The 21261-nt window shown below is 70.1% G+C and carries 19 protein-coding genes; 13 read left to right on the top strand and 6 right to left on the bottom strand.

Annotated elements, in window-relative coordinates:
* Positions 1 to 64: 64 nt before the first annotated feature.
* Both QM779_RS10970 and QM779_RS10965 read right to left on the bottom strand, forming a co-directional pair.
* Positions 65 to 991, bottom strand: a complete 927-nt coding sequence (locus QM779_RS10970) for a carbohydrate ABC transporter permease (RefSeq protein ID WP_428535098.1) — start codon at positions 989 to 991, stop codon at positions 65 to 67.
* Positions 992 to 1002: 11 nt separating this feature from the next.
* Positions 1003 to 1944, bottom strand: coding sequence for a carbohydrate ABC transporter permease (locus QM779_RS10965; protein WP_428535096.1), 942 nt, complete (start codon positions 1942 to 1944; stop codon positions 1003 to 1005).
* 191 nt (positions 1945 to 2135) lie between these two features.
* On the opposite strand from QM779_RS10965, the gene QM779_RS10960 reads away from it, so the two are divergent.
* The 4 genes from QM779_RS10960 (at position 2136) to QM779_RS10945 (ending at position 6925) form a co-directional block, all read left to right on the top strand.
* Entirely contained in the window at positions 2136 to 3242 is a 1107-nt protein-coding gene (locus QM779_RS10960; RefSeq protein ID WP_428535094.1) for a LacI family DNA-binding transcriptional regulator, read from the top strand.
* Positions 3242 to 5479 carry an alpha-galactosidase gene (locus QM779_RS10955; RefSeq protein ID WP_428535092.1) on the top strand — a complete coding sequence of 746 codons (2238 nt, stop codon included), beginning with the start codon at positions 3242 to 3244 and terminating at the stop codon, positions 5477 to 5479. Before QM779_RS10960 ends, QM779_RS10955 begins: the two co-directional genes overlap by 1 nt.
* A gap of 70 nt (positions 5480 to 5549) precedes the next feature.
* A complete protein-coding gene (locus QM779_RS10950; protein WP_428535090.1) occupies positions 5550 to 6572 on the top strand; it encodes a LacI family DNA-binding transcriptional regulator in 1023 nt (340 codons plus the stop codon).
* A 188-nt stretch (positions 6573 to 6760) separates the two neighbouring features.
* A complete protein-coding gene (locus QM779_RS10945) occupies positions 6761 to 6925 on the top strand; it encodes a hypothetical protein (RefSeq protein ID WP_428535088.1) in 165 nt (54 codons plus the stop codon).
* A gap of 772 nt (positions 6926 to 7697) precedes the next feature.
* On the opposite strand, the gene QM779_RS10940 is transcribed toward QM779_RS10945, so the two are convergent.
* Together QM779_RS10940 and QM779_RS10935 are read right to left on the bottom strand one after the other, a co-directional pair.
* The gene (locus tag QM779_RS10940; RefSeq protein ID WP_428535084.1) at positions 7698 to 9626 is read right to left on the bottom strand and encodes a glycosyltransferase; all 1929 of its coding nucleotides are present in this window, start codon (positions 9624 to 9626) and stop codon (positions 7698 to 7700) included.
* A complete protein-coding gene (locus QM779_RS10935; protein ID WP_428535082.1) occupies positions 9623 to 11299 on the bottom strand; it encodes a hypothetical protein in 1677 nt (558 codons plus the stop codon). The genes QM779_RS10940 and QM779_RS10935 overlap by 4 nt, the downstream gene beginning before the upstream one ends.
* A 251-nt stretch (positions 11300 to 11550) precedes the next feature.
* Between QM779_RS10935 and QM779_RS10930 the strand changes: the two genes are divergently transcribed.
* Positions 11551 to 12852: a PocR ligand-binding domain-containing protein gene (locus QM779_RS10930; RefSeq protein WP_428535080.1), complete on the top strand. Its 1302-nt coding sequence runs from the start codon at positions 11551 to 11553 to the stop codon at positions 12850 to 12852.
* Positions 12809 to 13939 (top strand): 1-propanol dehydrogenase PduQ, encoded by a 1131-nt coding sequence (locus tag QM779_RS10925; RefSeq protein WP_428535078.1) that lies wholly within the window; start codon positions 12809 to 12811, stop codon positions 13937 to 13939. Before QM779_RS10930 ends, QM779_RS10925 begins: the two co-directional genes overlap by 44 nt.
* Before the next feature lie 16 nt (positions 13940 to 13955).
* Here the strand turns inward: QM779_RS10925 and QM779_RS10920 are convergent, their stop codons facing one another.
* Positions 13956 to 14381 (bottom strand): EutP/PduV family microcompartment system protein, encoded by a 426-nt coding sequence (locus QM779_RS10920; RefSeq protein ID WP_428535076.1) that lies wholly within the window; start codon positions 14379 to 14381, stop codon positions 13956 to 13958.
* On the bottom strand, positions 14378 to 14719 hold the full coding sequence (locus QM779_RS10915; RefSeq protein WP_428535074.1) for a BMC domain-containing protein: 342 nt from the start codon (positions 14717 to 14719) through the stop codon (positions 14378 to 14380). The genes QM779_RS10920 and QM779_RS10915 overlap by 4 nt, the downstream gene beginning before the upstream one ends.
* Positions 14720 to 14985: 266 nt before the next feature.
* On the opposite strand from QM779_RS10915, the gene pduA reads away from it, so the two are divergent.
* The 7 genes from pduA (at position 14986) to QM779_RS10880 (ending at position 21253) form a co-directional block, all read left to right on the top strand.
* A complete protein-coding gene (gene pduA / locus QM779_RS10910) occupies positions 14986 to 15264 on the top strand; it encodes a propanediol utilization microcompartment protein PduA (RefSeq protein WP_415153492.1) in 279 nt (92 codons plus the stop codon).
* Between the two features lie 14 nt (positions 15265 to 15278).
* Positions 15279 to 16073 carry a propanediol utilization microcompartment protein PduB gene (pduB, locus tag QM779_RS10905; protein WP_428535072.1) on the top strand — a complete coding sequence of 265 codons (795 nt, stop codon included), beginning with the start codon at positions 15279 to 15281 and terminating at the stop codon, positions 16071 to 16073.
* 13 nt (positions 16074 to 16086) lie between these two features.
* A complete protein-coding gene (locus tag QM779_RS10900) occupies positions 16087 to 17748 on the top strand; it encodes a propanediol/glycerol family dehydratase large subunit (RefSeq protein WP_428535070.1) in 1662 nt (553 codons plus the stop codon).
* Between the two features lie 13 nt (positions 17749 to 17761).
* The gene (locus tag QM779_RS10895) at positions 17762 to 18424 is read left to right on the top strand and encodes a propanediol/glycerol family dehydratase medium subunit (protein ID WP_428535068.1); all 663 of its coding nucleotides are present in this window, start codon (positions 17762 to 17764) and stop codon (positions 18422 to 18424) included.
* 9 nt (positions 18425 to 18433) lie between these two features.
* On the top strand, positions 18434 to 18952 hold the full coding sequence (locus QM779_RS10890; RefSeq protein ID WP_428535066.1) for a diol dehydratase small subunit: 519 nt from the start codon (positions 18434 to 18436) through the stop codon (positions 18950 to 18952).
* 127 nt (positions 18953 to 19079) lie between these two features.
* Positions 19080 to 20894, top strand: a complete 1815-nt coding sequence (locus QM779_RS10885; protein WP_428535064.1) for a diol dehydratase reactivase subunit alpha — start codon at positions 19080 to 19082, stop codon at positions 20892 to 20894.
* Complete coding sequence (locus QM779_RS10880) at positions 20891 to 21253, top strand: glycerol dehydratase reactivase beta/small subunit family protein (RefSeq protein ID WP_428535062.1); 363 nt, start codon at positions 20891 to 20893, stop codon at positions 21251 to 21253. The genes QM779_RS10885 and QM779_RS10880 overlap by 4 nt, the downstream gene beginning before the upstream one ends.
* Positions 21254 to 21261: the final 8 nt, after the last annotated feature.

The following is a 21261-nucleotide window of genomic DNA, read 5'->3' as shown; positions in this document are numbered from 1 at the left end:
CGCCGGCCCGGTCCTCCGGGGCGGCGGGGTTCTCGGGGACCCGCGTCGGCGGGCCGTGGTGGGGCTACTTCGAGCCGGAGTAGCCGATCGAGTCGATGATCTTGCGGGCGAAGGCGAAGAACAGGATCAGGACGGGGAGGGCCGCGATCAGCGTCGCCGCCATCAGCCCCGCCCAGTCGGGGGAGCCGGCCGGGGTCTGGCTGCGGAAGACGCCGAGGGCGACGGTGAGCACCTTGGTCGCGTCGGAGTTGCCCACCAGCAGCGGCCAGAAGTAGTCGTTCCAGGTGTTGATGAACGTCAGGATCGCCAGCGTGGTGATCGGGGCGGTGCTCATCGGAAGGATGATCCGGAAGAACGTCCGCCACGGACCGGCGCCGTCCAGGGACGCGGACTCCTCGATCTCCCTGTTGATGCCCAGGAAGAACTGGCGCAGGAAGAAGATCGCGAACGGCGTCATCAGGAACGTCGGCAGGATCATCCCGGGGAAGGTGTTCAGCAGGCCGAGGTTCTTGATCAGGACGAAGTTCGGCAGGCTGGTGAAGATCGGCGGCACCAGCAGGGCCCCGAGGAAGACGCCGAACACGATGTTGCGTCCGGGCCAGCGGAGCCGGGCGAAGGCGTAGGCGGCCATCGAGCAGAAGAACACCTGTCCGATCGTCACCGCTCCGGCGTAGATCACCGAGTTGCGCAGGTAGAGCCAGAAGTTCACCGACGCCCCGGAGCCGCCCTCGGCGATCGCCTGGGCCTGGGTGCCGAGCCCGAGGACGCGCTGGAAGGCGCCCCAGGTGAAGTCCACCGGCAGCAGGGAGCCCGGGTTGGACGGGAGCGAGCGCGTGGTGGAGAAGGCGGTCCGGATCATCCACAGGAACGGGAAGATCGACAGCGCGAGGAAGAAGATCATCGCGACCCAGGCGAGGATGCGTCCGGGGTTGAGGGCGCGGCGGCGACGCTTCTGCTCTGCGTCGGCGCGGGCGGCGGTGATGGTGGCCATGGCTGTGCTCCTTACGCGAGGTCGGATTCGCCGGCGCGGAGCAACCGGAGCTGGAGGGCGGCCATCACGGCCAGGATGATGAACAGGATCACCGACAGGGCGCTCGCGTAACCGAACTGACCCTCGGCGAACGCCTTCTGGTAGATGTAGTACTGGAACACCCGGGTGACGTTCACGGGGCCGCCGCGGGTGGTGACGGCCACCGTGTCGAAGACCTGGAACGAGCCGGTCACCGTGATCACCAGCACCATCGCGAGGACGGGTCGCAGCAGCGGCATGGTGATCCGCCAGAACGAGTTCCACTCCGAACTGCCGTCGATGGCCGCGGCCTCGTAGACGTACTTCGGGATGGTCTGGATGCCGGCGAAGACCAGCAGGGCGGTGTAGCCCATGTGCCGCCAGACGTTGACGAACGCGATGGTCGGGATGGCCCAGAACTCGTCGCCGAAGAAGGCGATCCGGTTCATCCCCGTCCACTCGATGAACTGGTTGACGATGCCGATCTGGTAGTCCAGCAGCCAGAACCAGACCATGGCGGCGATGACGTTCGAGATCAGCCAGGGCAGCAGGAGCGCCCCGCGCAGCAGGGTCGACTGGGTGAGTCGCTGCATCAGCACGGCGAGCAGGATCGCGATCACCGTCTGGAAGCCGATGTTGAGGATGACGTACTCGATGGTCACGCCGAGGGCGTTCCAGAACAGCGGGTCGGTGCCGATCTTCGCGAAGTTGGCGAAGCCCACCCACTTCGGTGTGCTCAGGATGTTGTACTGCGTCATGCTGAAGTAGAAGCCGCGGATCGTCGGGACGAGGAAGAACGTCACGAAGCCGATCAGGGCCGGCAGGATGAAGACCAGCGCGGTGCCCAGTTCGTTGCGGCCGCCGGCTGGTCGCGACGAGGCGCCCCTCGCTCGCCGGGACGGGCGCCCGGCCTGGACTGCTGTGTTCGTACTCACCACTTTTCCCCTCGTTGGGATGGCGCCGCTGTGGGCGGGCTTTGTCGATGGCCGAGACGCTACACGTGTAGAGTCCGGTAGCGCAAGAGGTTCGTTCGATGGAGTTTCGACGCTTGCGTGGACGCGTGATCGCATGCAACCCTTGGGTCTATTGGTGTAGATAGCACCTCCGAGGACGAAGGAGTTCCCCGTTGCCCGCCGCGCCCGACGCCGATCCCGTGAGCCCCGCTGGGGCGTCCGGGCGACGTCCTGCTGCGACCAGGGCGGACGTGGCCCGGCTCGCCGGAGTGAGCACCGCGGTGGTCAGCTACGTCGTCAACGACGGGCCCCGTCCGGTCGCCGCGGCGACGGCCGCGCGGGTGCGGGAGGCGATGGACCTGCTCGGCTACGTCCCCAACGCGAGCGCGCGGGCGCTGCGCAGGGGCACGACCGAGCTGCTCGGCCTCGTCGTGGCCGATCCGCTGAACCCCTACTTCACCGAGTACACGGCCGAACTGGTGAAGGCGGCGGACCGGGCGGGGAAGCGGCTGCTCGTCGTCGACAGCTACCACGACGAACGGATCGAGTCGGCGCTCGTCGACGACCTCGTCTCGCGCCAGGTGGACGGACTGCTGTTCGCCGGCTCCCTGACCAGGCTCGACCGGTATCCGGCGCTCCGCGCCGCGGGGATCCCGTCCGTGCTGATCGACTGCCCCGGCCCGGTGCCGGGGCGGCGGACGGTGGGCACCGACGCCGCCGGCGCGGCGGAGCTCCTCGTCGACCACCTGGTCGAGCACGGCCGGCGCCGGATCGGACTGGTGGTCGGCGAGGGCGGGTTCGGCGACCCGGACCCCCGCGAGCAGGGGTGGCGTCGCGCCCTGCGTGCCGCCGGGCTCCCCGACGGCCCGATCGTGCGGGTGCCGTGGAACGCCGAGGGCGGCTACGCCGGTGGCTCCGCGCTGCTCGCGTCCGACCCGGACGTGGACGCCGTGTTCGCCAGCAACGACCAGCAGGGGATCGGCCTGCTGCGCGCCCTGCACGAACGTGGCGTGTGCGTCCCCGAGGATGTCGCCGTGGTCAGCTTCGACGGAACGAGGGAGTCCGAGTTCTGCTGGCCGCCGCTCACCGTCGCCCGCCAGCCGCTGCAGCGGCTCGCCCGCGCGGCGATCGAGCTCCTCGGCGAGCCGGAGCGCGGTCGCGGCACCCACCGGCGGTTCGCCGCCGAACTCGTCCGCCGCAGCTCGTGCGGTTGCACCCCCGACCAGATTCCAGCCACGCGGGTCGACGTGATCACCCGCGCACACCGAAGGAGCGCCTGATGGCCGAAACCGTGAATGCCTACGTCGTGCTGCGTGCCGGGGGGGTGTGCGTCGTGCTCGACGTCGCAGCGGGGCGATTGCCCGCGGTCGTGCACTGGGGCGCCGACTTGGGTGAACTGGGCGCGGCTGACGTCGAGGCGATGGTGCTCGGCGGAGTCCACCCGATCGCCCCGAACGTCGTGGACGAGCCGATCCGGGTCGCGCTGCTGCCCGAACAACACACCGGGTGGGTCGGGCGTCCCGGGCTGAGCGGGTCGCGGAGCGGACGCGACTGGTCGCCCCGGTTCACCACGACCTCGCTCCGCGTGGACGGGGCGGCCGCGTCCGGCTTCGTCGCACTCGGCGCGGGCGTGGTCGAGGTGGCGGCCGCCGACGACGTGGCGGGCCTGGAGCTCGTGCTGACCATCGAGCTCACGCCCAGCGGGCTGCTGAGGTCCCGCGCGCGCCTGACCAACGCGGGCACCGAGCCCTACCAGGTGGACGACCTCGTGCTGGCCTACCCGGTGCCGGCGGTCGCGTCCGAACTGCTCGACTCGGCGGGGCGCTGGGGCAAGGAGCGGGTGCCGCAGCGCCGCGACTTCGTCGTCGGTACGCACCTGCGCGAGGGCCGCAAGGGACGCACGGGCGCGGACGCGGCCACTGTCCTGCACGCGGGCACGCCGGGCTTCGGGTTCGGGACGGGGGAGGTGTGGGGCGTCCACGTCGGGTGGAGCGGCAACCACACCCACTACGCCGAGCGTGCGTTCACCGGGGAGAAGGTGATCGGCGGCGGCGAGTTGCTGTTGCCCGGCGAACTCGTGCTGGCACCGGGGGAGGAGTACGCCTCGCCGTGGCTGTACGGCTCGTACGGCGACGGCCTGGACGTGGTCGCGCGGCGGTTCCACCGGTTCCTGCGCGCGCGCCCGAACCACCCGTCGGCCGACCGACCGGTGACCATCAACGTGTGGGAGGCCGTCTACTTCGACCACTCCCTGGAGCCGCTGCTGGAGCTGGCCGAGACGGCCGCGGCCGCCGGCATCGAGCGGTACGTGCTCGACGACGGCTGGTTCGGTTCCCGCCGCGACGACTTCTCCGGGCTCGGCGACTGGGTGGTCAGCCCGGACGTGTGGCCCGACGGCCTGCACCCGCTGGTGGACCGCGTCCGCCAGCTCGGGATGCAGTTCGGGCTGTGGTTCGAGCCCGAGATGGTGAACCCCGATTCGGACGTGGCCCGCGCCCACCCGGAGTGGATCATGGCCACCGGCGGCCGGCAGCCCGTCCTCTCGCGGCACCAGCAGGTGATCAACCTCGGCATCCCCGAGTGCTACGCCCACGTCCGTGACCAGCTGCTGGCTATCGTCGACGAGTACGAGATCAGCTACATCAAGTGGGACCACAACCGCGACCTGATCGACGCCGGCACGTGGCCGGACGGGCGTCCGGGTGTGCACGCGCAGACGCTGGCGACCTACCGGCTGATGGACGAGCTCAAGGCCGCTCACCCCGGGCTGGAGATCGAGTCGTGCTCCTCCGGAGGCGCGCGGGTCGACCTCGGCGTCCTGGAGCGGGCCGACCGGGTGTGGGTGTCGGACTGCATCGACCCACTGGAGCGGCAGTCGATGCTGCGATGGACGACCCAGCTGGTGCCGCCGGAGATGCTGGGTTCGCACATCGCCTCGGGCGTCTCGCACACCACCGGACGCTCGCACGAGCTGAACTTCCGGGCGGCGACCGCGCTGTTCGGCCACCTCGGTGTGGAGTGGGACCTGCGTCGCGCGAGCGCGGTCGAGCTCGACGAGCTGGCCGGGTGGATCGCGTTCTACAAGGCGAACCGCGACCTGCTGCTGGGCGGCGACCTCGTCCGGGTCGACTTCCCCGACGACGCACTGCTGGCCTCCGGCGTGGTCGCGGCGGACGGGTCCCGCGCGATCTACTCCTTCGCGTCCGTGGCGACCCACACGACCAGCCTGCTCGGACGGCTGCGGTTCCCCGGGCTCGACCCGTCCCGGCGGTACCGGGTGCAGCCGGCGCTGGTCGGACGTCCCCCGTCCGGCATCCACCCGCCGCAGTGGTGGGGAGTCGAACGTGACTTCAGCCGGGAGATCGCGGACGTCTCCGGCGGCCACGCGCCCACCCTGGTCAGGACCGGCGCCGAGGCCGGCGTCGTCCTGCCCGGCTCGGTGCTCGCTTCGTCCGGCCTGATGGAGGCGCCGGTGAACCCCGACCACGTCGTGCTCTACCTCGTCGACGCGGTGTAGCCCGGTCCGGTCGACGCGCGAGCAAGGGCCGGGGACGCCGTAGGCTGGGCCGCCGACGGCAGGGGGAGCGATGTCCGACGGCAAGCCGCCGCGCGCGGTGACGAGGAACGATGTGGCGCGGCTCGCCGGCGTGAGCTCTGCGGTGGTGAGCTACGTCGTCAACGGCGGACCCCGCCCGGTCGCGGAGGCGACGAAGGCGAAGGTGCTGGACGCCATCGAGAAGCTCGGCTACCGGCCCAACGCCGCCGCGCGGTCGCTGATCACCGGGCGCTCCGACCTGATCGGGCTGGTCGTGCCCGACGTCCGCAACCCCTACTTCGCAGCGCTCGCGCGCGCGGTGGAGACCCAGGCCCGCGCACACGGGGTGAACCTCGTGCTGGCGCAGGGCCGGACGGGCGGCATGGCGCCGCTGGTCGAGTCGCTCAGCGGCCACCTGGTGGCGGGAATCATCGTGTCCACCGTCCCCGAGCCCGAAGCGGTGGCGGTGGTCGTGCGCAACCGCATCCCGCTGGTGCGGCTGAGCATCGCCGTGCCGGAGACCGGCGGGGCGGCGGTCTGGCCCGACTACTACAACGGCGCGCGCGCAGCGGTGGAACACCTCGTCGAGGTGCACGGGCATCGCGAGGTGGCGCTCGTGATCGGCTCCGACCACCCGGAGCGCACCGACGAGGCCATGGACGAGCGCGAGCGTGGGTGGCGTGACGCGCTCGACCACGCCGGGCTGCCCACCCGGCATGTCGTGAGGGCGTTCTGGTCGGCCGACGGAGGGCTCGACGCCGCGGCCCGTCTCGTGGCCGGCCACCCGGAGGCGACAGCGGTGTTCGCCTCGTCCGACCAGCAGGCGATCGGGCTGCTCTCCGGCCTCCACCGCGCGGGACGGAGCGTCCCCGACGACCTGGCCGTGGCATCGTTCGACGGCTCGCCCGAGGCGGCGTTCACCGTCCCGTCCCTGACCACCTCCAGCGTGCCCGTGGCCGACATGGCTGCCGAAGCGGTGGCGGTGCTGCTCGGTGAGGAGCGGGCAGTGCGCGTCCACCCGACGACCCTGGTTCCGAGGGAGTCCTGCGGCTGCACGCCCGCCACGGGGAACTGAAAAGCCCCAGAACGCGGCTCAGCCCCGCCTTGGATGGAAGGCGGGGCTGCGGGTCCCCTATCCCTAAAGGACTGCCCTTAGCAGTAACGCTGAAATGGAGCATAGTCCCCCTGAGGGGGGATCCGGGGGAAACACGCCTGAGAATTCCTCAAGAGATTCGGGTACTCGGGGGGCAGGAAGGAGCGGCCATGACAGAACAGCCCCGGGCAGAGCTCTCCGAGGTCGACCGGCTCGACGGTGACGTCGACAACCTCGATGCGGCGCCGGACGCCGAGCACGCGAACCAGACGGAGGACGGAGCGCCGAAGAACTACGGTCCCGACGACCCGGACGAGAACCTCCCCGAGCAGTAGCGCCGCCGCGAGGGGCGTCCGTGGGAATGGTGCCCTCTCGCTCTGCGGTCCCTGAGGAGTGGTCGTGAGGGACGAGCGACCGCGTCACGAAGGGCGCCCGTCGGCACGTTGAGAGCCACGGTTCGTGCTCGAGGGCCATCGTTCGCGTCGAGAGCCCCTGTCCGGACAAGGGCTGTGGACGGGAACGGTGGCTCTCGGCGCGGCACCGGGGGGACGGTTCTTTCGTGCCGTCCGGTGGCTCGTGCGGCCGGTGGCGGCGGCCCTTCGTGACGGCCGGCGGGTTCGTTCCTCACCCGCCGGCCTCCTCAGGGACCGTGTCGGTGCCTGCTGGGGCCGGCGGCTGGGGCGGGCGTGGTCGGGCGGTTGCGGGCGCTTCTCGTTCTTCGCTCCCTGAGGAGCGGTCGTGAGGGACGAGCGACCGCGTCACGAAGGGCGTCCGTCGGCACGTTGAGAGCCACCGTTCGTGCTCTCGGCGCGGTACGAGGGGACGGTTCTTTCGTGCCGTCCGGTGGCTCGTGCGGCCGGTGGCGGCGGCCCTTCGTGACGGCTGGCGGGTTCGTTCCTCACCCGCCGGCCTCCTCAGGGACCGTGTCGGGGCGCCGGCCTCCTCAGGGACTCTGGAGGACCGATGGGGACGGTTCCTATCGTGCCGCCGGGTGGTGGCTCGACGCCCGCAGATCCTCGGCCGGTGGCGGCGGCCCTTCGTGACGGCCGTCGGGTTCGTTCCTCACCCGCCGGCCTCCTCAGGGACCGTTCCCGGACGAGACGCGCCTCAGCTGGCGGCGGAGTGCGGGAGGCCGCCGGTGTCGATGATGCCGTCGTCGTACTCCTCGGTGAGGCCGTGCGGCGTCTTCTCCCAGCGGTGCGGGTCGCGGGCCACCTGGATCGCCGCGCGCCAGGCGGCCCAGGAGTGCAGCAGCCAGTAGATCGGGACGAAGAAGGCGAAGATCGCGATCCGCCAGTTGTAACGGCGCCAGGCCGCCAACCCCGACACGATCACCATCAGGGCGTTGAAGCCGAGCATGTTGATGGTGCCGAACACCAGCAGCCACGCCGGCAGGGCGATCGGGAACACCGGCCCGATCAGCCACGCGAACAGGGTGAAGCCCAGCATCAGCGGGTAGAACAGGAACGCCATCGGCGTGCCCAGGATCAGGCCGCCCATCGTGACCAGGCCCTTCCACCCGTTGTGCTCGACCCACTTCACCGGATGCCGCAGGTTCACGGCCGCGGTGATGATGTAGCCCTTGATCCAGCGGGTCCGCTGCCGGATCCACGGGCCGATCTTGGCCGTGGCCTCCTCCCACGTCGTCGACTTCACCACGTCCACGCGGTACCGGGACGCGGCCAGCCGCAGCCCGAGGTCCGCGTCCTCGGTGACGTTCCACGGGTCCCACGCGCCGGCCTCGACCAGCGCCTTCAGCAGGAAGTGGTTGGACGTGCCGCCCAGCGGGATCGGGATGTCGGTCGTGTCCATGCCGGGCAGCATCGAGTCGAACCAGTGCGCGTACTCGATCGCGAACATCCGGGTGAGCACGTTGTAGTCGGCGTTGTAGTAGTTCAGCGCGGCCTGCAGGCACGCCAGCGGCGGGGCGTGCCGGGAGCGGAACTCGGCGTCGTGCCGGAAGGACGACAGGACGTTCAGCAACTGGTCGGGGTCCGGTCGGTCCTCGGCGTCGAAGATCACCACGTACTCCCCGCGAGCGAACAGCAGCCCGTAGTTGCACGCCCTCGGCTTGGTGCGGGGCTGCCCGTCGGGCACGATCAGCAGCCGCACGTACGGTGGCGGGTTCGCCGCGCGGGCGGCCTCGATCGTCTCGGTGTCGTTCTCCTCCAGCAGGACGAGGACGTCCAGCTTCCAGCGCGGGTAGTGCAGGCTCTCGAGGTTCTCGATGATCTTCCCGATCACGTTCGCCTCCTGGTACACCGGCACCAGGATCGTGTACACGGGCAACTCGATCGCCCGCGCCATCAGGTCGTCCGCGTCCAGCCCGCGCGCGGTCAGTTCCTTGCGCTCCGCGCGCGCGATCCGCCGGGACCGCTGGGAGGTGAACGGACGGAACACCGTCGAGATCACCTTGAACGACGCGTTCGCCGTGAACGCGACGTTCGCGACGGTGAGCAGGACGATCAGCGCGAGCCGCCAGTCCAGGAGCAGCCCCACCACGCTGAGCACGACGAAGCCCACCGGTACGATCTTCTGCCACAGGGCCAGGCCCTGCTTGGCCGAGAAGTCGGGCGCCCGGGAGGCGAACCCCTCCGAGATCTCGAACAGGTGCTCCTCGCGCAGCTCCCGCTGCACGGCCGCCTGGATCTGGGCGTCGGTGGCGACCCGGAACTCCACCCTCACGTCGCGGAAGCACCGGCTGACCTCTGCGACCAACTCCTCGTCGGGCCGGACGCACGTCGCCACGTACTGCACGTGCTCGTCCCTGCGCCACGGGATCCACCGCTGCCACTCCGCCGTGGTGAGCCCTGCGCTGGCGAGCTGGCCCCCGTCCGGGGGCTCGGCGTCCAGGTCGACCAGCGGGACGCCCCAGTAGTCGGCGAGTGCCGCGTACATCTGGTCCGGGGTGAGCGCGCCCTGCATGACCAGGTGCCGACCCAGCCCTCCGCCCTCGACCTCCTGCTCGGCGCGCGCCCACATCAGGGCGCCGGCGTCGATCTGGCGGGTCGCGAGCAGGTGGTTGCCGAAGGTCATCCGCCGGTCCTCACGTAGATCTTCACCGTGTCGTCGCTGAACGCGACCTGGTAGCCGGCCGCCAGCGACGGGGACGCCGCGAGCGAGTTCGTGACGGCATCGGACGCATCGTCGCTCGCCCACAGCCAGCGGGCGTGGGTGGCAGGGTCTGCGATCGCGTCGTCGAACAGGGTGTCGGTCGAGCGCAGGTAGTACTCCCGCAGCGGGATGCCGGCGATGGGCAGGATGTTGTTGCCCGCGACGGCCTCGTCCAGCAGGATCTGCCCGCCGTCGTAATGGCTGCCCAGCCACTCCGCCGCCGAGCGGGCCCCCGCCTTGAGCGTGTACTGCGTCTGCGCCTCGCTGAGGACGAACGACCGCGACGTGACGTCCTCCAGCTGCCAGACGGTCTGCCCGATGATCGCCACGGCCACCAGCGCCCCCAGCAGCGCCCGGCGCAGGTTGGCCAGGCGTGGTCTCGTCCGCTTCAGGCGGCTCGAGACCACGTCCACCCCGATGCCCACGAGCAGCGCCAGCGGCAGCGCACTGGCCATGCCGTAGCGGTTGTTCCAGATGGACGTGTCGGACGACGCCGGGTTGAAAATGACGGCCTGGCCCGCCCAGAGGCTGAACGCCATGAACACGTAGGTGATCGTCGTCATCGCCAGGAACAGCCAGCGGTTCACCGACCGCTCGGTGAACGCGAGCACGACCAGCGCCAGGCCCGCCAGCGCCAGCGTGCCCGTCCCCGCCGTGCCCGCGACGGCGAGGTTCATCGTCGCGATGCTGCCGGCGAGGTCGCCCTTGGTGGTGAGGCCCTGCGCGACGAGGTCGGCCTGGAGGGCGCTCGCCGAGTACTGGCCGAAGATGAAGGCCAGGGGGTCGTGGAACGTCACCCAGTTGTAGGCCAGCCACCACAGCATGGTGACGAACGGGACGATGGCGAAGCCGAACACGTAGGTCGCGACGGCGGCGAGCCTGCGGTCGCGCAGCCAGCTCACGATCCCGACGAACAGGGAGCCGGCCAGGACCAGCGCCCAGCCCTCGTACCGGGACATCGTGGCCACCGCGGCGGGGATGCCGGCGAAGACGGCCAACTCGCCCGGGCTGAGTCGCCGCGACTTCGTCGCCCAGTTGGACAGGCCGGCGAGCGTCCCCGAGATGCCGGCGATGAGCACCGGCTCGGTGAGTGCCGTCGCGTGCAGGTACAGCATGGACGGGTTGAACACGATCAGCGACACCACGACCAGCCGCGCGGTCAGGCCGAGCCCCCAGCGTGCGGCCGCGCGGTAGCAGCCGGCAGCGGTTGCCGCCAGGCAGAGCGCGCCGAGGAGCGCGGCGCCCCAGCCGGTCTGCCAGGCCCACAGCCACAGCACGAACGGCATCAGCAGCACGTGCGGGATGGGCAGCCAGACCGTGCCGAGCTGGCCGAGCCCCGGATCGGTCATCGTGTCGAACAGTCGCCGAGCGATCGTGAGGTGGCTCAGCGCGTCCCCGTAGGCGAGGCTCAGGCCGGATGGGACGAACCACGCCGATGCGGCGAGCGAGACCAGGCCCGCCACGACGGAGACCGGAACCGTGCCCGCGATCCGCCGCCCGACGACGGGGGAGTGCAACTCGTCCCACAGCCTGGCGACCCGCGCGACCACCGGCTCGGGTGTCGTCCCCGGGACGTGGGTGGTCACGATCGTCAACGGGATTTCCTGTCGGTCGAATGGCGTCCGTGCAGGACGCCGCGGGGGATACCGGAAAGGCTAACCGAGGGGGTGCAATTCCGGGCGGATCACTCGTCCGGATTTCGGGATTGCGGTGACGCGCGGATGCCCGCCCGCGAGTCGGACGAGCAGGCCGGTGGCACTTTTCGGGACTTCCCGGGTCGACTAGTGTCGGCAACGATCCAACCCGGAGCAAGGGTGACCCGGAGGCGTCAATGGAGCAGCTAGGGATGGGTGCGGTGCTGGACCTCGACCAGCTCCACAAGGTACTCGAGGATTTCTCCGAGGCGACCGGCCTCGCCACCGTCGCGGTCGACACGCGTGGCGTCCCGGTCACTCCTGCGTGCGCGTTCACCGACTTCTGCCGGATGATGCGCTCCGACCCGATGCGCGACAAGCTCTGCCACGGCTGTGACGCCCACGGCGGCCTGCAGTCGATGATCGAGGGGTCGCCGCAGGCCTACCGATGCCATTCCGGGCTGGTCGACTTCTCCGTCCCGGTCACCGACGGCGACAAGTACGTGGGCGCCATCCTGTGCGGCCAGGTGCGGGTGCCGGAGGCCGAGCAGCCCGACTTCCTGACCAGCCGGACGTCGTGGCGCGGGGAGGACCAGCTGGACGAGCTGTACGAGCAGGTCCCGACCTCGAGCCTGAAGAAGATCGCCGCGGCGGCCAAGACGCTGCTCGGCCTGAGCATGAGCATCGATGGCGTCCGGACGCACCGGGTCGCCACGCGCCAGGCCACGGTGGTCAAGCCGCAGCTGCCCGTCCTCGCCCTGGTGCCGTACCGGCGTCCGCCCGAACCCGAGCAGGACGCGGCCCCCGTCCCGCCGGCCCCCGAGGGCTTCGCCGCGGTGCGGGCCGCGATGGACGCCGAGGACCTGGCCGGAGCCTTTGCCGAGGCGAGCCAGTTGCTGGACGGAGCGTTCGCCGCTCCCGGCGACGTCCGCGAGCACGTCGCCGCGCTGGAGGACGTCGTCCTCGCGGTCACCGCCGACTGCGCGCCGCGCCTCGTCCCGCACCTCACCCAGGTCGTGAACCGGCAGCGGGAACGCCGCACCCTTTCGGTGAACCGCTACCAGACCCAGCTCTACCTGGAGCGGCTGCTGGGGATGCTGCTGGACGAGATCGTGCGGTCGCGTCCGCACCGGCGCCGGGACCTGCGCGACCTGCTCAACGACATCGCGCGGCACCCGAACCGTGCGCTGTCGCTCACCGAGGCCGCCGCGGCCACCCACTGGTCGCCCGGGCACCTGTCGAAGTTGTTCAAATCGGTCACCGGCTACACATTCGTGTCGTATGTGACGGCGTGGCGGATCCAGCGCGCGCGGCTGATGTTAGCTTCCACGCAGATGCCGGTGCAGAAGATCGCGACGGAGCTCGACTTCAACCAGGTCAACTACTTCTCACGCGTCTTCCGGGCACACACGGGGATGTCGCCCAGCGAGTACCGGCGGCAGTTCTCTGCGCGCGACGGGAGACCGACCGGTGTTTCGCTTCCAGCTCACCACCACGCTCTGCTACGGGCCTGACTCGCTGGCTGCGCTGGCCGACCTGGACGGCCGTCGCGTCCTGATCATCACCGACGCCTTCCTGGCGACGACGCCCCTGATGGGCCAGGTGCGCAGCGCGCTCTCCGCCGCGACGGTCGAGGTGTTCGACCAGGTGATCCCCAACCCGGACGTGGCCGCGGTGGCCGCAGGCCTACGGGCGTTCCTGTCCTTCCGTCCGGAGGCGCTGGTGGCGCTCGGTGGAGGCTCCCCGATCGACACGGCGAAGGCCGTCCGCAAGCTCGCGCTCGAGCAGGGCCATCGCACCGACGCCGGCTTCTACGTGATCCCCACCACGAGCGGGACCGGGTCGGAGGTCACGTCCTTCGCCGTGGTCACCGACCCGCACAGCCACGCCAAACTGCCGCTGACCTCGGCGGACATGCTCCCCGACGTCGCGATCCTCGATCCGGACGCCGTCGCGACCGCACCGCCGCGACTGGTCGCCGACTCGGGCATGGATGCGGTCAGCCACGCCATCGAGGCGTACGTCGCGCTCGGCCACAACGACTTCTCCGACGCCCTCGCGGAGAAGGCGCTGCGGATCGCCGACACGTACCTGGTGCGCAGCTTCCGCAGTACCACCGACCCGAAGGCGCGCGAGCACCAGCACACCGGCGCGACCATGGCGGGGATCGCCTTCCAGAACTCGGGGCTGGGGATCGTCCACGGGCTGTCCCACGCCATCGGCGGGTCGTTCCCGGTCGCCCACGGCCGGCTGAACGGCATCCTGCTGCCGCACGTCATCGAGTACAACGCGGGCGTGCTGGGGCTGCGTCCGAGCCACGTGTCGGAGGTGGGTCGCCGCTACGTCAGCCTGGCCAGGGCGATCGGCCTGACCGCGTCCAGCGACCGCAACGTGGTGTTCGGCCTGGTCGGGTGGCTGGAGCGGCTGCGCCGCGAGCTGGAGATGCCGGCCAGTATGAGCGAGGCGGGCATCGACGCCGGCGAGTTCCGGGCCGCGATCCCTGCGCTGGCCGCGACCGCCCGCAAGGACTTCTGCACGTCCGGCAACCCCGTCCCGGCCACCGAGGGTGACCTCGCCGGCATCCTGCACACCATCGTCTGACCCGGCCAGGGGACGGTCAGGCGAGGCGGGCGGAGAGGGTGTCGATGCCGTCACCGGTGACGGCGGAGACCTCGTAGAGCTCGGTCGCGCCGGCCAGGCGCAGGTGGCTGCCCGCCGTCGCGATCGCGGAAGGGCCGGCGAGGTCGGTCTTCGTCACGACACCGATCGACGGCGGCATGAAGAACGTGGTGAAACCGGGTGGGAACTTCGCCTCGGACACCGTTGCGGACGCGAGCAGCACCACGAGCTCGACCTCGAAGGACGCCAGCCGCAGCGCGTGCTTGAACCACGGCAGCTCCAGGTACTCGCCGGGGGTGTCGACCACCTGGCCGTCGGTGTAGATGGTCTCGGTCTTGGCGTAGGTCAGGTCGGCGCCGTGCAGGCGCTGCAGCAGGGTGGTCTTGCCACACCCGACACTGCCGACCAGCAGGATCCGCTTCACGTCCGGGTCAGCGGCGGACGGGCGAAGCCGAGCTCGTCGCACAGCACCGACACGACGTTCTCCACCGCGGAGGTGACGTCGGTGAGCCGGCCGAGGACGACGAGCGAGCCGGAGAAGCGGTCCACGAACCCCAGTTCGACCGACGCGGCCTTGGTCGCGATGTCGGCGGCGATGATCGCCGCCTCGCTCGGGGTGATCGTCATGACGCCGATGGCGCCCTCGGACTGGGCGAGGCCGACCTTCGGGTAGAGGCGCGCGTCAGGGTTGGCGACCACGTGGGCCAGCGTCACCTGCTTGCCAGGAACGAACTCCTGGATGATGCGCTGCTTCTCCGACATCCCTGCCTCTCGGTGCGCGGACGGGGTCCGCCCGCAGCCCATCGTCGGCGCGGCCGGGGAGGGTGTCAACCACTGTGCCGGTCCCGTGCAGACCAGCACGAATCGGTCATCGGAGTTGCACTTTCTGGCCCTCCTCGGGCCGGCGAACGGGCCGGAAAGTGGTCGTTGCAGGTGCGTTTATTGACCCGGGATACCCCTAGCGTCGAAGGCGAATGCCGCGGGTGGATTTCCCGCCGTGGCCCGAAGACCCAACGGAGGAGTCTGGAATGCAGGAAGCCCTTGGAATGGTGGAGACGAAGGGTTTCGTCGCCGCTGTTGAAGCCGCGGACGCCATGGTCAAGTCGGCCAACGTCGTCCTCATCGGAAGCCAGCGGGTCGGCTCCGGCCTGGTCACCGTGCTGGTCCGTGGCGATGTCGGCGCCGTCAAGGCCGCCACCGACGCCGGTGCCGTGGCCGCCCAGAACGTGGGCGAGCTCGTCTCGGTCCACGTCATCCCGCGTCCGCACACCGACGTGGAGAAGATCCTCCCGTCGGCCGAGAAGTGAGGTCGTGAACACCCATGGCAACTGAGGAACTGGTCAACCAGATCATGTCCGCCGTCATGAAGAAGATCGACGGCGGCGCAGCCCCCGCGCCCGCAGCGCCCAGCTACGCCGGCGCCCGCCCGGCGAGCACGGAGTTCGTCGGCGCCAACCCGATCGGCGACACGATCGGCCTGGTCATCGCGAACGTCGACCCGCAGATCCACCAGCTGATGAAGATCGACCCGAAGTACAAGTCGATCGGCATCGTCGGTGCCCGTACCGGCGCCGGCCCGCACATCTTCGCCGCTGACGAGGCCGTCAAGGCGACCAACACCGAGATCGTCGCGATCGAACTGCCCAGGGACACCAAGGGCGGCGCCGGCCACGGCTCCCTGATCATCTTCGGCGCCGAGGACGTCTCCGACGCCCGCCGCGCGGTCGAGGTCACCCTGAGCGAGATCGAGCGCACCTTCGGCGACGTGTACGGCAACGACGCGGGGCACCTCGAGTTCCAGTACACCGCCCGCGCGTCGCACGCCCTGAACAAGGCGTTCGGCGCCCCGCTCGGCAAGGCCTTCGGCATCACCGTCGGCGCTCCGGCTGCGATCGGCGTGGTCCTGGCCGACACCGCGGTGAAGGCGTCCACGATCGACGTCATCGGGTACTCGAGCCCGGCAGCGGGGACGAGCTTCTCCAACGAGGTCATCTCGTTCTTCAGCGGCGACTCCGGTGCGGTCCGCCAGGCGATCATCGCCGCCCGCGAGGTCGGACGGGGACTGCTCGGCGCGATGGGTGCCTACCCCGAGTCCTCGACCACCCCGTACATCTGAGACGAGGCCCAACGTGCAGAGCAAGCGATTCGAGGCGCTCGACGCCCGTCCGGTCAACCAGGACGGGTACGTCACCGAGTGGCCTGAGGTCGGCCTGATCGCCATGAGCAGCCCGAACGACCCGAAGCCGTCGATCCGCGTGGTGGACGGCAAGGTCGTCGAGCTGGACGGCAAGCAGCGCGCCGACTTCGACATGATCGACACGTTCATCGCCGACTACGGGATCAAGCTGGACAACGCCGAGGCGGTCTGCAGGATGGACTCCCTCGACCTGGCCCGCAAGCTGGTCGACTTCAACGTGCCGCGCGCAGAGGTGGTCGCGCTGACCACGGCGATGACCCCGGCCAAGATCACCGAGGTCGTCAGCCAGATGACCGTCCTCGAGATGATGATGGCCGTCACCAAGATGCGGGCCCGGATGACCCCGGCCAACCAGGCCCACGTCACCAACCTGAAGGACAATCCGGTCCAGATCGCCGCCGACGGCGCGGAGGCAGCCCTGCGCGGCTTCGCCGAGCTCGAGACGACGGTCGGCATCGCCCGGTACGCGCCGTTCAACGCCATCGCCCTGATGGTCGGCGCCCAGGTCGGACGCCCCGGCATCCTCACCCAGTGCGCTGTGGAGGAGGCCACCGAGCTGAACCTGGGCATGCGCGGTTTCACCGCGTATGCCGAGACGGTCTCGGTCTACGGCACCGAGCCGGTGTTCATGGACGGCGACGACACCCCGTGGTCGAAGGCGTTCCTCGCCTCCTGCTACGCGTCCCGCGGCCTGAAGATGCGGTTCACGTCCGGCACCGGCTCCGAGGTCCAGATGGGCTACGCCGAGGGCAAGTCGATGCTGTACCTGGAGTCCCGCTGCCTCTACATCACCAAGGCGGCCGGCTCCCAGGGCATCCAGAACGGTTCGGTCTCCTGCGTGGGTGTCCCCGCGGCAGTGCCGAGCGGCGTCCGGGCGATCCTGGCCGAGAACCTGATCGCGATGGCGCTCGACCTGGAGTGCGCGTCCAGCAACGACCAGACCTTCACCCACTCCGACCTGCGGCGGGTGGCCCGCTCGCTGATGCAGTTCGTGCCGGGCACGGACTTCATCTGCTCGGGCTACTCGGCGACGCCGAACTACGACAACATGTTCGCCGGTTCCAACTGGGACGCCGACGACTACGACGACTGGCTGATCATCCAGCGCGACCTCAAGGTCGACGGTGGCCTGCAGCCGGTCCTCGAGGAGGACGTGGTCCGGGTCCGCAACCGTGCGGCGAAGGCGATCCAGGCGCTGTTCCGTGAGCTCGGCCTGACCGAGGTCACCGACGCAGAGGTCGAGGCCGCCACCTACGCCAGGGGCAGCCAGGACATGCCTGCCCGCAACGTGGTGGAGGACCTGAAGGCGGCCGAGGACGTCATGAAGCGCGGCATCACCGGCGTCGACCTGGTCAAGGCGCTCGCCAAGGCCGGGTTCGAGGACGTCGCCGAGGGTGTCTACGGCATCCAGAAGCAGAAGGTCGCCGGCGACTACCTGCACACCGCGGCGATCCTGACCAAGGACTTCGAGGTGATCAGCGCGGTCAACCAGCCCAACGACTACCGCGGGCCGCAGACCGGCTACCAGATCTCCGAGGAGCGCTGGAACCAGCTGAAGACCATCCGCCAGGCGATCAGCCCCGAGAACGTCTGAGGGAGGACGAGTGATGGACGAGAAGACGCTGCGCAGCATCATCGAAGAGGTCATCAGGGAGTTCAGCTCCGGCTCGGGCGGGACGGCCACCGCCGTCGCGACCGCACCGAGCGTCGCCTCCGCGTCCGGGTCGCTGTCGATCAGCGAGGCCGGCCCCGCCGAGCGCGGGACCAACCCGCGTGAGGTCGTGATCGCCCTTGCGCCCGGCTTCGGAGGCCGGATGACGGGGACGATCATCGGGCTCGACCACGGCGACGTCCTGCGCGAGGTGTGCGCGGGCATCGAGGAGCAGGGCCTGAGCTACCGGTTCATCCGGGTGTTCCGGACCGCGGACGTCGGTTTCATCGCCCACGAGGCGGCGAAGCTGTCCGGCTCGGGCATCGGGATCGGCATCCAGTCCCGCGGCACGACGGTGATCCACCAGAAGGACCTGCCGCCGCTGAGCAACCTGGAGCTGTTCTCCCAGGCACCGCTGATCGACCTCGACACGTTCCGGGCCATCGGCCAGAACGCGGCGAAGTACGCCAAGGGCGAGTCCCCCTCACCGGTGCCGGTCCGCAACGACCAGATGGCCCGGCCGAAGTACCAGGCCATCGCGGCGCTGTGGCACATCAAGGAGACCCAGCTCTGCGACCCGAACAAGAAGACCCAGGCCCTTCGGGTCGAGTACCGGTAGGAGAGCGACGTGGAATCCGAAGAACTGATCCGCCAGATCATGTCCGAGGTGATGGCGAACCTCGGCAAGGACCAGGTCGCCTTCGCCAAGAAGCCGGCCGCGGCGTCCGCCACGGGCACCATCGACCGGTCCAGCTACCCGCTGGGCGAGCGGATGCCGCAGCAGATCAAGGCTGCGACAGGAAAGCCGCTGTCCGAGTTCAGCTTCGCGAAGGTGAAGTCGGGCGAGCTCGGTGCCGAGGACTTCCGGATCGCCCCGGAGACCCTCGAGCTGCAGGCCCAGGTCGCCGAGTCGGTCGGACGCGACACCCTGGCCCGCAACATGCGCCGCGCCGCGGAGCTGATCAAGGTGCCGGACGCCGAACTGCTGGACGTGTACAACGCGCTGCGTCCGTACCGGTCCACCAAGGCGGAGCTGTACGGCATCGCCGACGGCCTGGAGAGCAAGTACGGGTGCACGGTCAACGCGGCGTTCATCCGCGAGGCAGCGGACGTGTACGAGAAGCGGGGACGCCTGAAGGCCGAGTGACCCTCCGGTCCCGGTGCGCCCGACCACGACGTCGGGCCCACCGGGCACCACCGGCGCGTCATCGGGGACGGTTCCCGTTACGCGCCACTTCGTCCGAACCCACACCACGATCGAGGACCCAGCGAACATGGCACTGATCGCCGGTATCGACATCGGCAACGCCACCACCGAGGTGGCACTCGCGGAACTCTCCCCGGGTGCCACCCCGGTCTTCCTCGCGTCCTCGATCGTCCCCACCACCGGCATCAAGGGCACGGCCCAGAACACGCAGGGTGTGTTCGCCGCCCTCACCGTCGCCCTGGAGTCGGCCGGACGCGCCGTGTCCGACCTCGACCTGATCCGGATCAACGAGGCCGCGCCGGTCATCGGCGACGTGGCCATGGAGACGATCTCGGAGACGATCATCACCGAGTCGACGATGATCGGGCACAACCCCACCACCCCCGGCGGGCTCGGCATCGGCGTGGGCACCACCGTCCGGATCGGCGAACTCGACCGCACCACGCCCGGCACCGCCTACATCGTGGTCGCCGACCGGAGCCACAGCTTCGAGGACGTCGCCTCCCGGATCAACGACGCCGCGACCCGCGTCCAGGTCACCGGCGCGATCCTGCAGCGCGACGACGGCGTGCTCGTCCACAACCGGCTGCACCACAAGATCCCGATCGTCGACGAGGTCGCCCTGATCGACAAGGTCCCGATCGGCATGTTGGCCGCCGTCGAGGTCGCAGAGGTCGGGCGGATCATCGAGACGCTCGCCAACCCCTACGGCATCGCGACCCTGTTCTCCCTCAGCCCGGACGAGACGGCCTCCGTCGTGCCGATGGCGCGCTCACTGGTCGGCAACCGGTCCGCCGTGGTGATCAAGACACCGAAGGGCGACGTCACCGAGCGCCGGATCCCTGCCGGCTCGCTGACGTTCGTCGGCGAGCGCACCGCGAGCGTGGACGTGGACCACGGCGCGGAGGAGATCATGCGGACGGCCGGGACCGTCGGGCAGATCACCAACATCAAGGGCGAACCCGGGACGAACATCGGCGGGATGATGGAGAAGGTCCGCGTCGTGATGGGACGCCTGACCGACCGCGACCCGTCCGGCATCGAGGTCACCGACCTGCTGGCCGTCGACACCCAGGTCCCGCAGAAGGTGTCGGGCGGCCTGGCCGGGGAGTTCTCGCTGGAGGCGGCCGTCGGTATCGCCGCGATGGTGAAGGCCGACCACCTCCAGATGCAGCGGATCGCCCACGACATGACCGCCCAGTTCGCGATCCCGGTCGAGGTCGGCGGCGTGGAGGCGGAGATGGCCGTCCGCGGCGCCCTGACCACGCCCGGGGCGTCCGTGCCGATCGCGATCCTCGACATGGGGGCCGGCTCGACCGACGCGTCCGTGCTGAAGGCGGACGGCACCGCGCGGTCGATCCACCTCGCCGGCGCGGGCAACATGGTCACCCTGCTGATCCAGTCCGAGCTCGGCCTGGAGAGCTCCGAGGACGCCGAGAACGTGAAGCGCTACCCGCTGGCGAGGGTGGAGACGCTGTTCAACATCCGCCACGAGGACGGGACCGTCGAGTTCTTCGACGAGCCGCTCCCTCCGCACACCTTCGCCCGGACGGTGGTCCTGCACCCGGAGGGGATGATCCCGCTGCCGCTGCGCGCGCCGCTGGAGGTGATCCGGCAGGTGCGGATCCGGGCCAAGGAGCGCGTCTTCGTCACCAACGCCCTGCGCGCGCTGGCCGCGGTCAGCCCGACCAGCAACGTCCGCGACATCGCCCACGTCGTGCTGGTGGGAGGGTCCGCACTGGACTTCGAGATCCCGCAGCTGGTGACCAGGGCGCTGGGGGAGTACCGCGTGGTCGCAGGACGCGCCAACATCCGTGGCAGCCAGGGCCCGCGCAACGCGGTCGCGACCGGGCTGGTGCTGGCCTGGGAGGCGCAGCGATGAATCCCCCGATGAAGCCGGACCGTCCCAGCATCCGGCTGCGGCTGAACGACCGGATCCCCGAGCCGCGGGTGGCCGAGGTGCTGCACGGCATCGAGGAGGAGGGCGTGCCGGTCGAGGTGACCAGCCACGCCGAGCTGAACCCCCTGGTGCTCGCGCACGAGGCGGCTGTGGAGTCCCGGCTCGGGGTCGGGATCGGCGTCAGCCTCGAGTACGTGGTGATCACCACAGAGAAGCTCCCCCAGGGCCGCCCCTACCTGGTCGAGAACCTGAACCGGGGCGAGGCCAGTGACCGGGCCGCCGGCGCGAACGCGGCGCGGCTCGTCAAGCGAATGCCGTTGACCGACCTGACTGCAGTGTGAAGAAGGAG

This window comes from Propionicimonas sp., assembly GCF_049840635.1.
Classification (GTDB): Bacteria; Actinomycetota; Actinomycetes; order Propionibacteriales; family Propionibacteriaceae; genus Propionicimonas.
The sequence above is the reverse complement of the archived record's forward strand: the minus strand, read 5'-3'. Positions and strand labels throughout refer to the sequence as shown.

What these genes read in the sequence shown, in the direction of transcription:
- QM779_RS10880 (WP_428535062.1), top strand. Translation starts at nt 20,891, where the DNA reads ATGAATCCCCCGATGAAGCCGGACCGTCCCAGCATCCGGCTGCGGCTG.
- QM779_RS10950 (WP_428535090.1), top strand. Translation starts at nt 5,550, where the DNA reads ATGTCCGACGGCAAGCCGCCGCGCGCGGTGACGAGGAACGATGTGGCG.
- pduB (WP_428535072.1), top strand. Translation starts at nt 15,279, where the DNA reads ATGGCAACTGAGGAACTGGTCAACCAGATCATGTCCGCCGTCATGAAG.
- QM779_RS10915 (WP_428535074.1), bottom strand. Translation starts at nt 14,719, where the DNA reads ATGTCGGAGAAGCAGCGCATCATCCAGGAGTTCGTTCCTGGCAAGCAG.
- QM779_RS10955 (WP_428535092.1), top strand. Translation starts at nt 3,242, where the DNA reads ATGGCCGAAACCGTGAATGCCTACGTCGTGCTGCGTGCCGGGGGGGTG.
- pduA (WP_415153492.1), top strand. Translation starts at nt 14,986, where the DNA reads ATGCAGGAAGCCCTTGGAATGGTGGAGACGAAGGGTTTCGTCGCCGCT.
- QM779_RS10945 (WP_428535088.1), top strand. Translation starts at nt 6,761, where the DNA reads ATGACAGAACAGCCCCGGGCAGAGCTCTCCGAGGTCGACCGGCTCGAC.
- QM779_RS10895 (WP_428535068.1), top strand. Translation starts at nt 17,762, where the DNA reads ATGGACGAGAAGACGCTGCGCAGCATCATCGAAGAGGTCATCAGGGAG.
- QM779_RS10885 (WP_428535064.1), top strand. Translation starts at nt 19,080, where the DNA reads ATGGCACTGATCGCCGGTATCGACATCGGCAACGCCACCACCGAGGTG.
- QM779_RS10970 (WP_428535098.1), bottom strand. Translation starts at nt 991, where the DNA reads ATGGCCACCATCACCGCCGCCCGCGCCGACGCAGAGCAGAAGCGTCGC.
- QM779_RS10940 (WP_428535084.1), bottom strand. Translation starts at nt 9,626, where the DNA reads ATGACCTTCGGCAACCACCTGCTCGCGACCCGCCAGATCGACGCCGGC.
- QM779_RS10930 (WP_428535080.1), top strand. Translation starts at nt 11,551, where the DNA reads ATGGGTGCGGTGCTGGACCTCGACCAGCTCCACAAGGTACTCGAGGAT.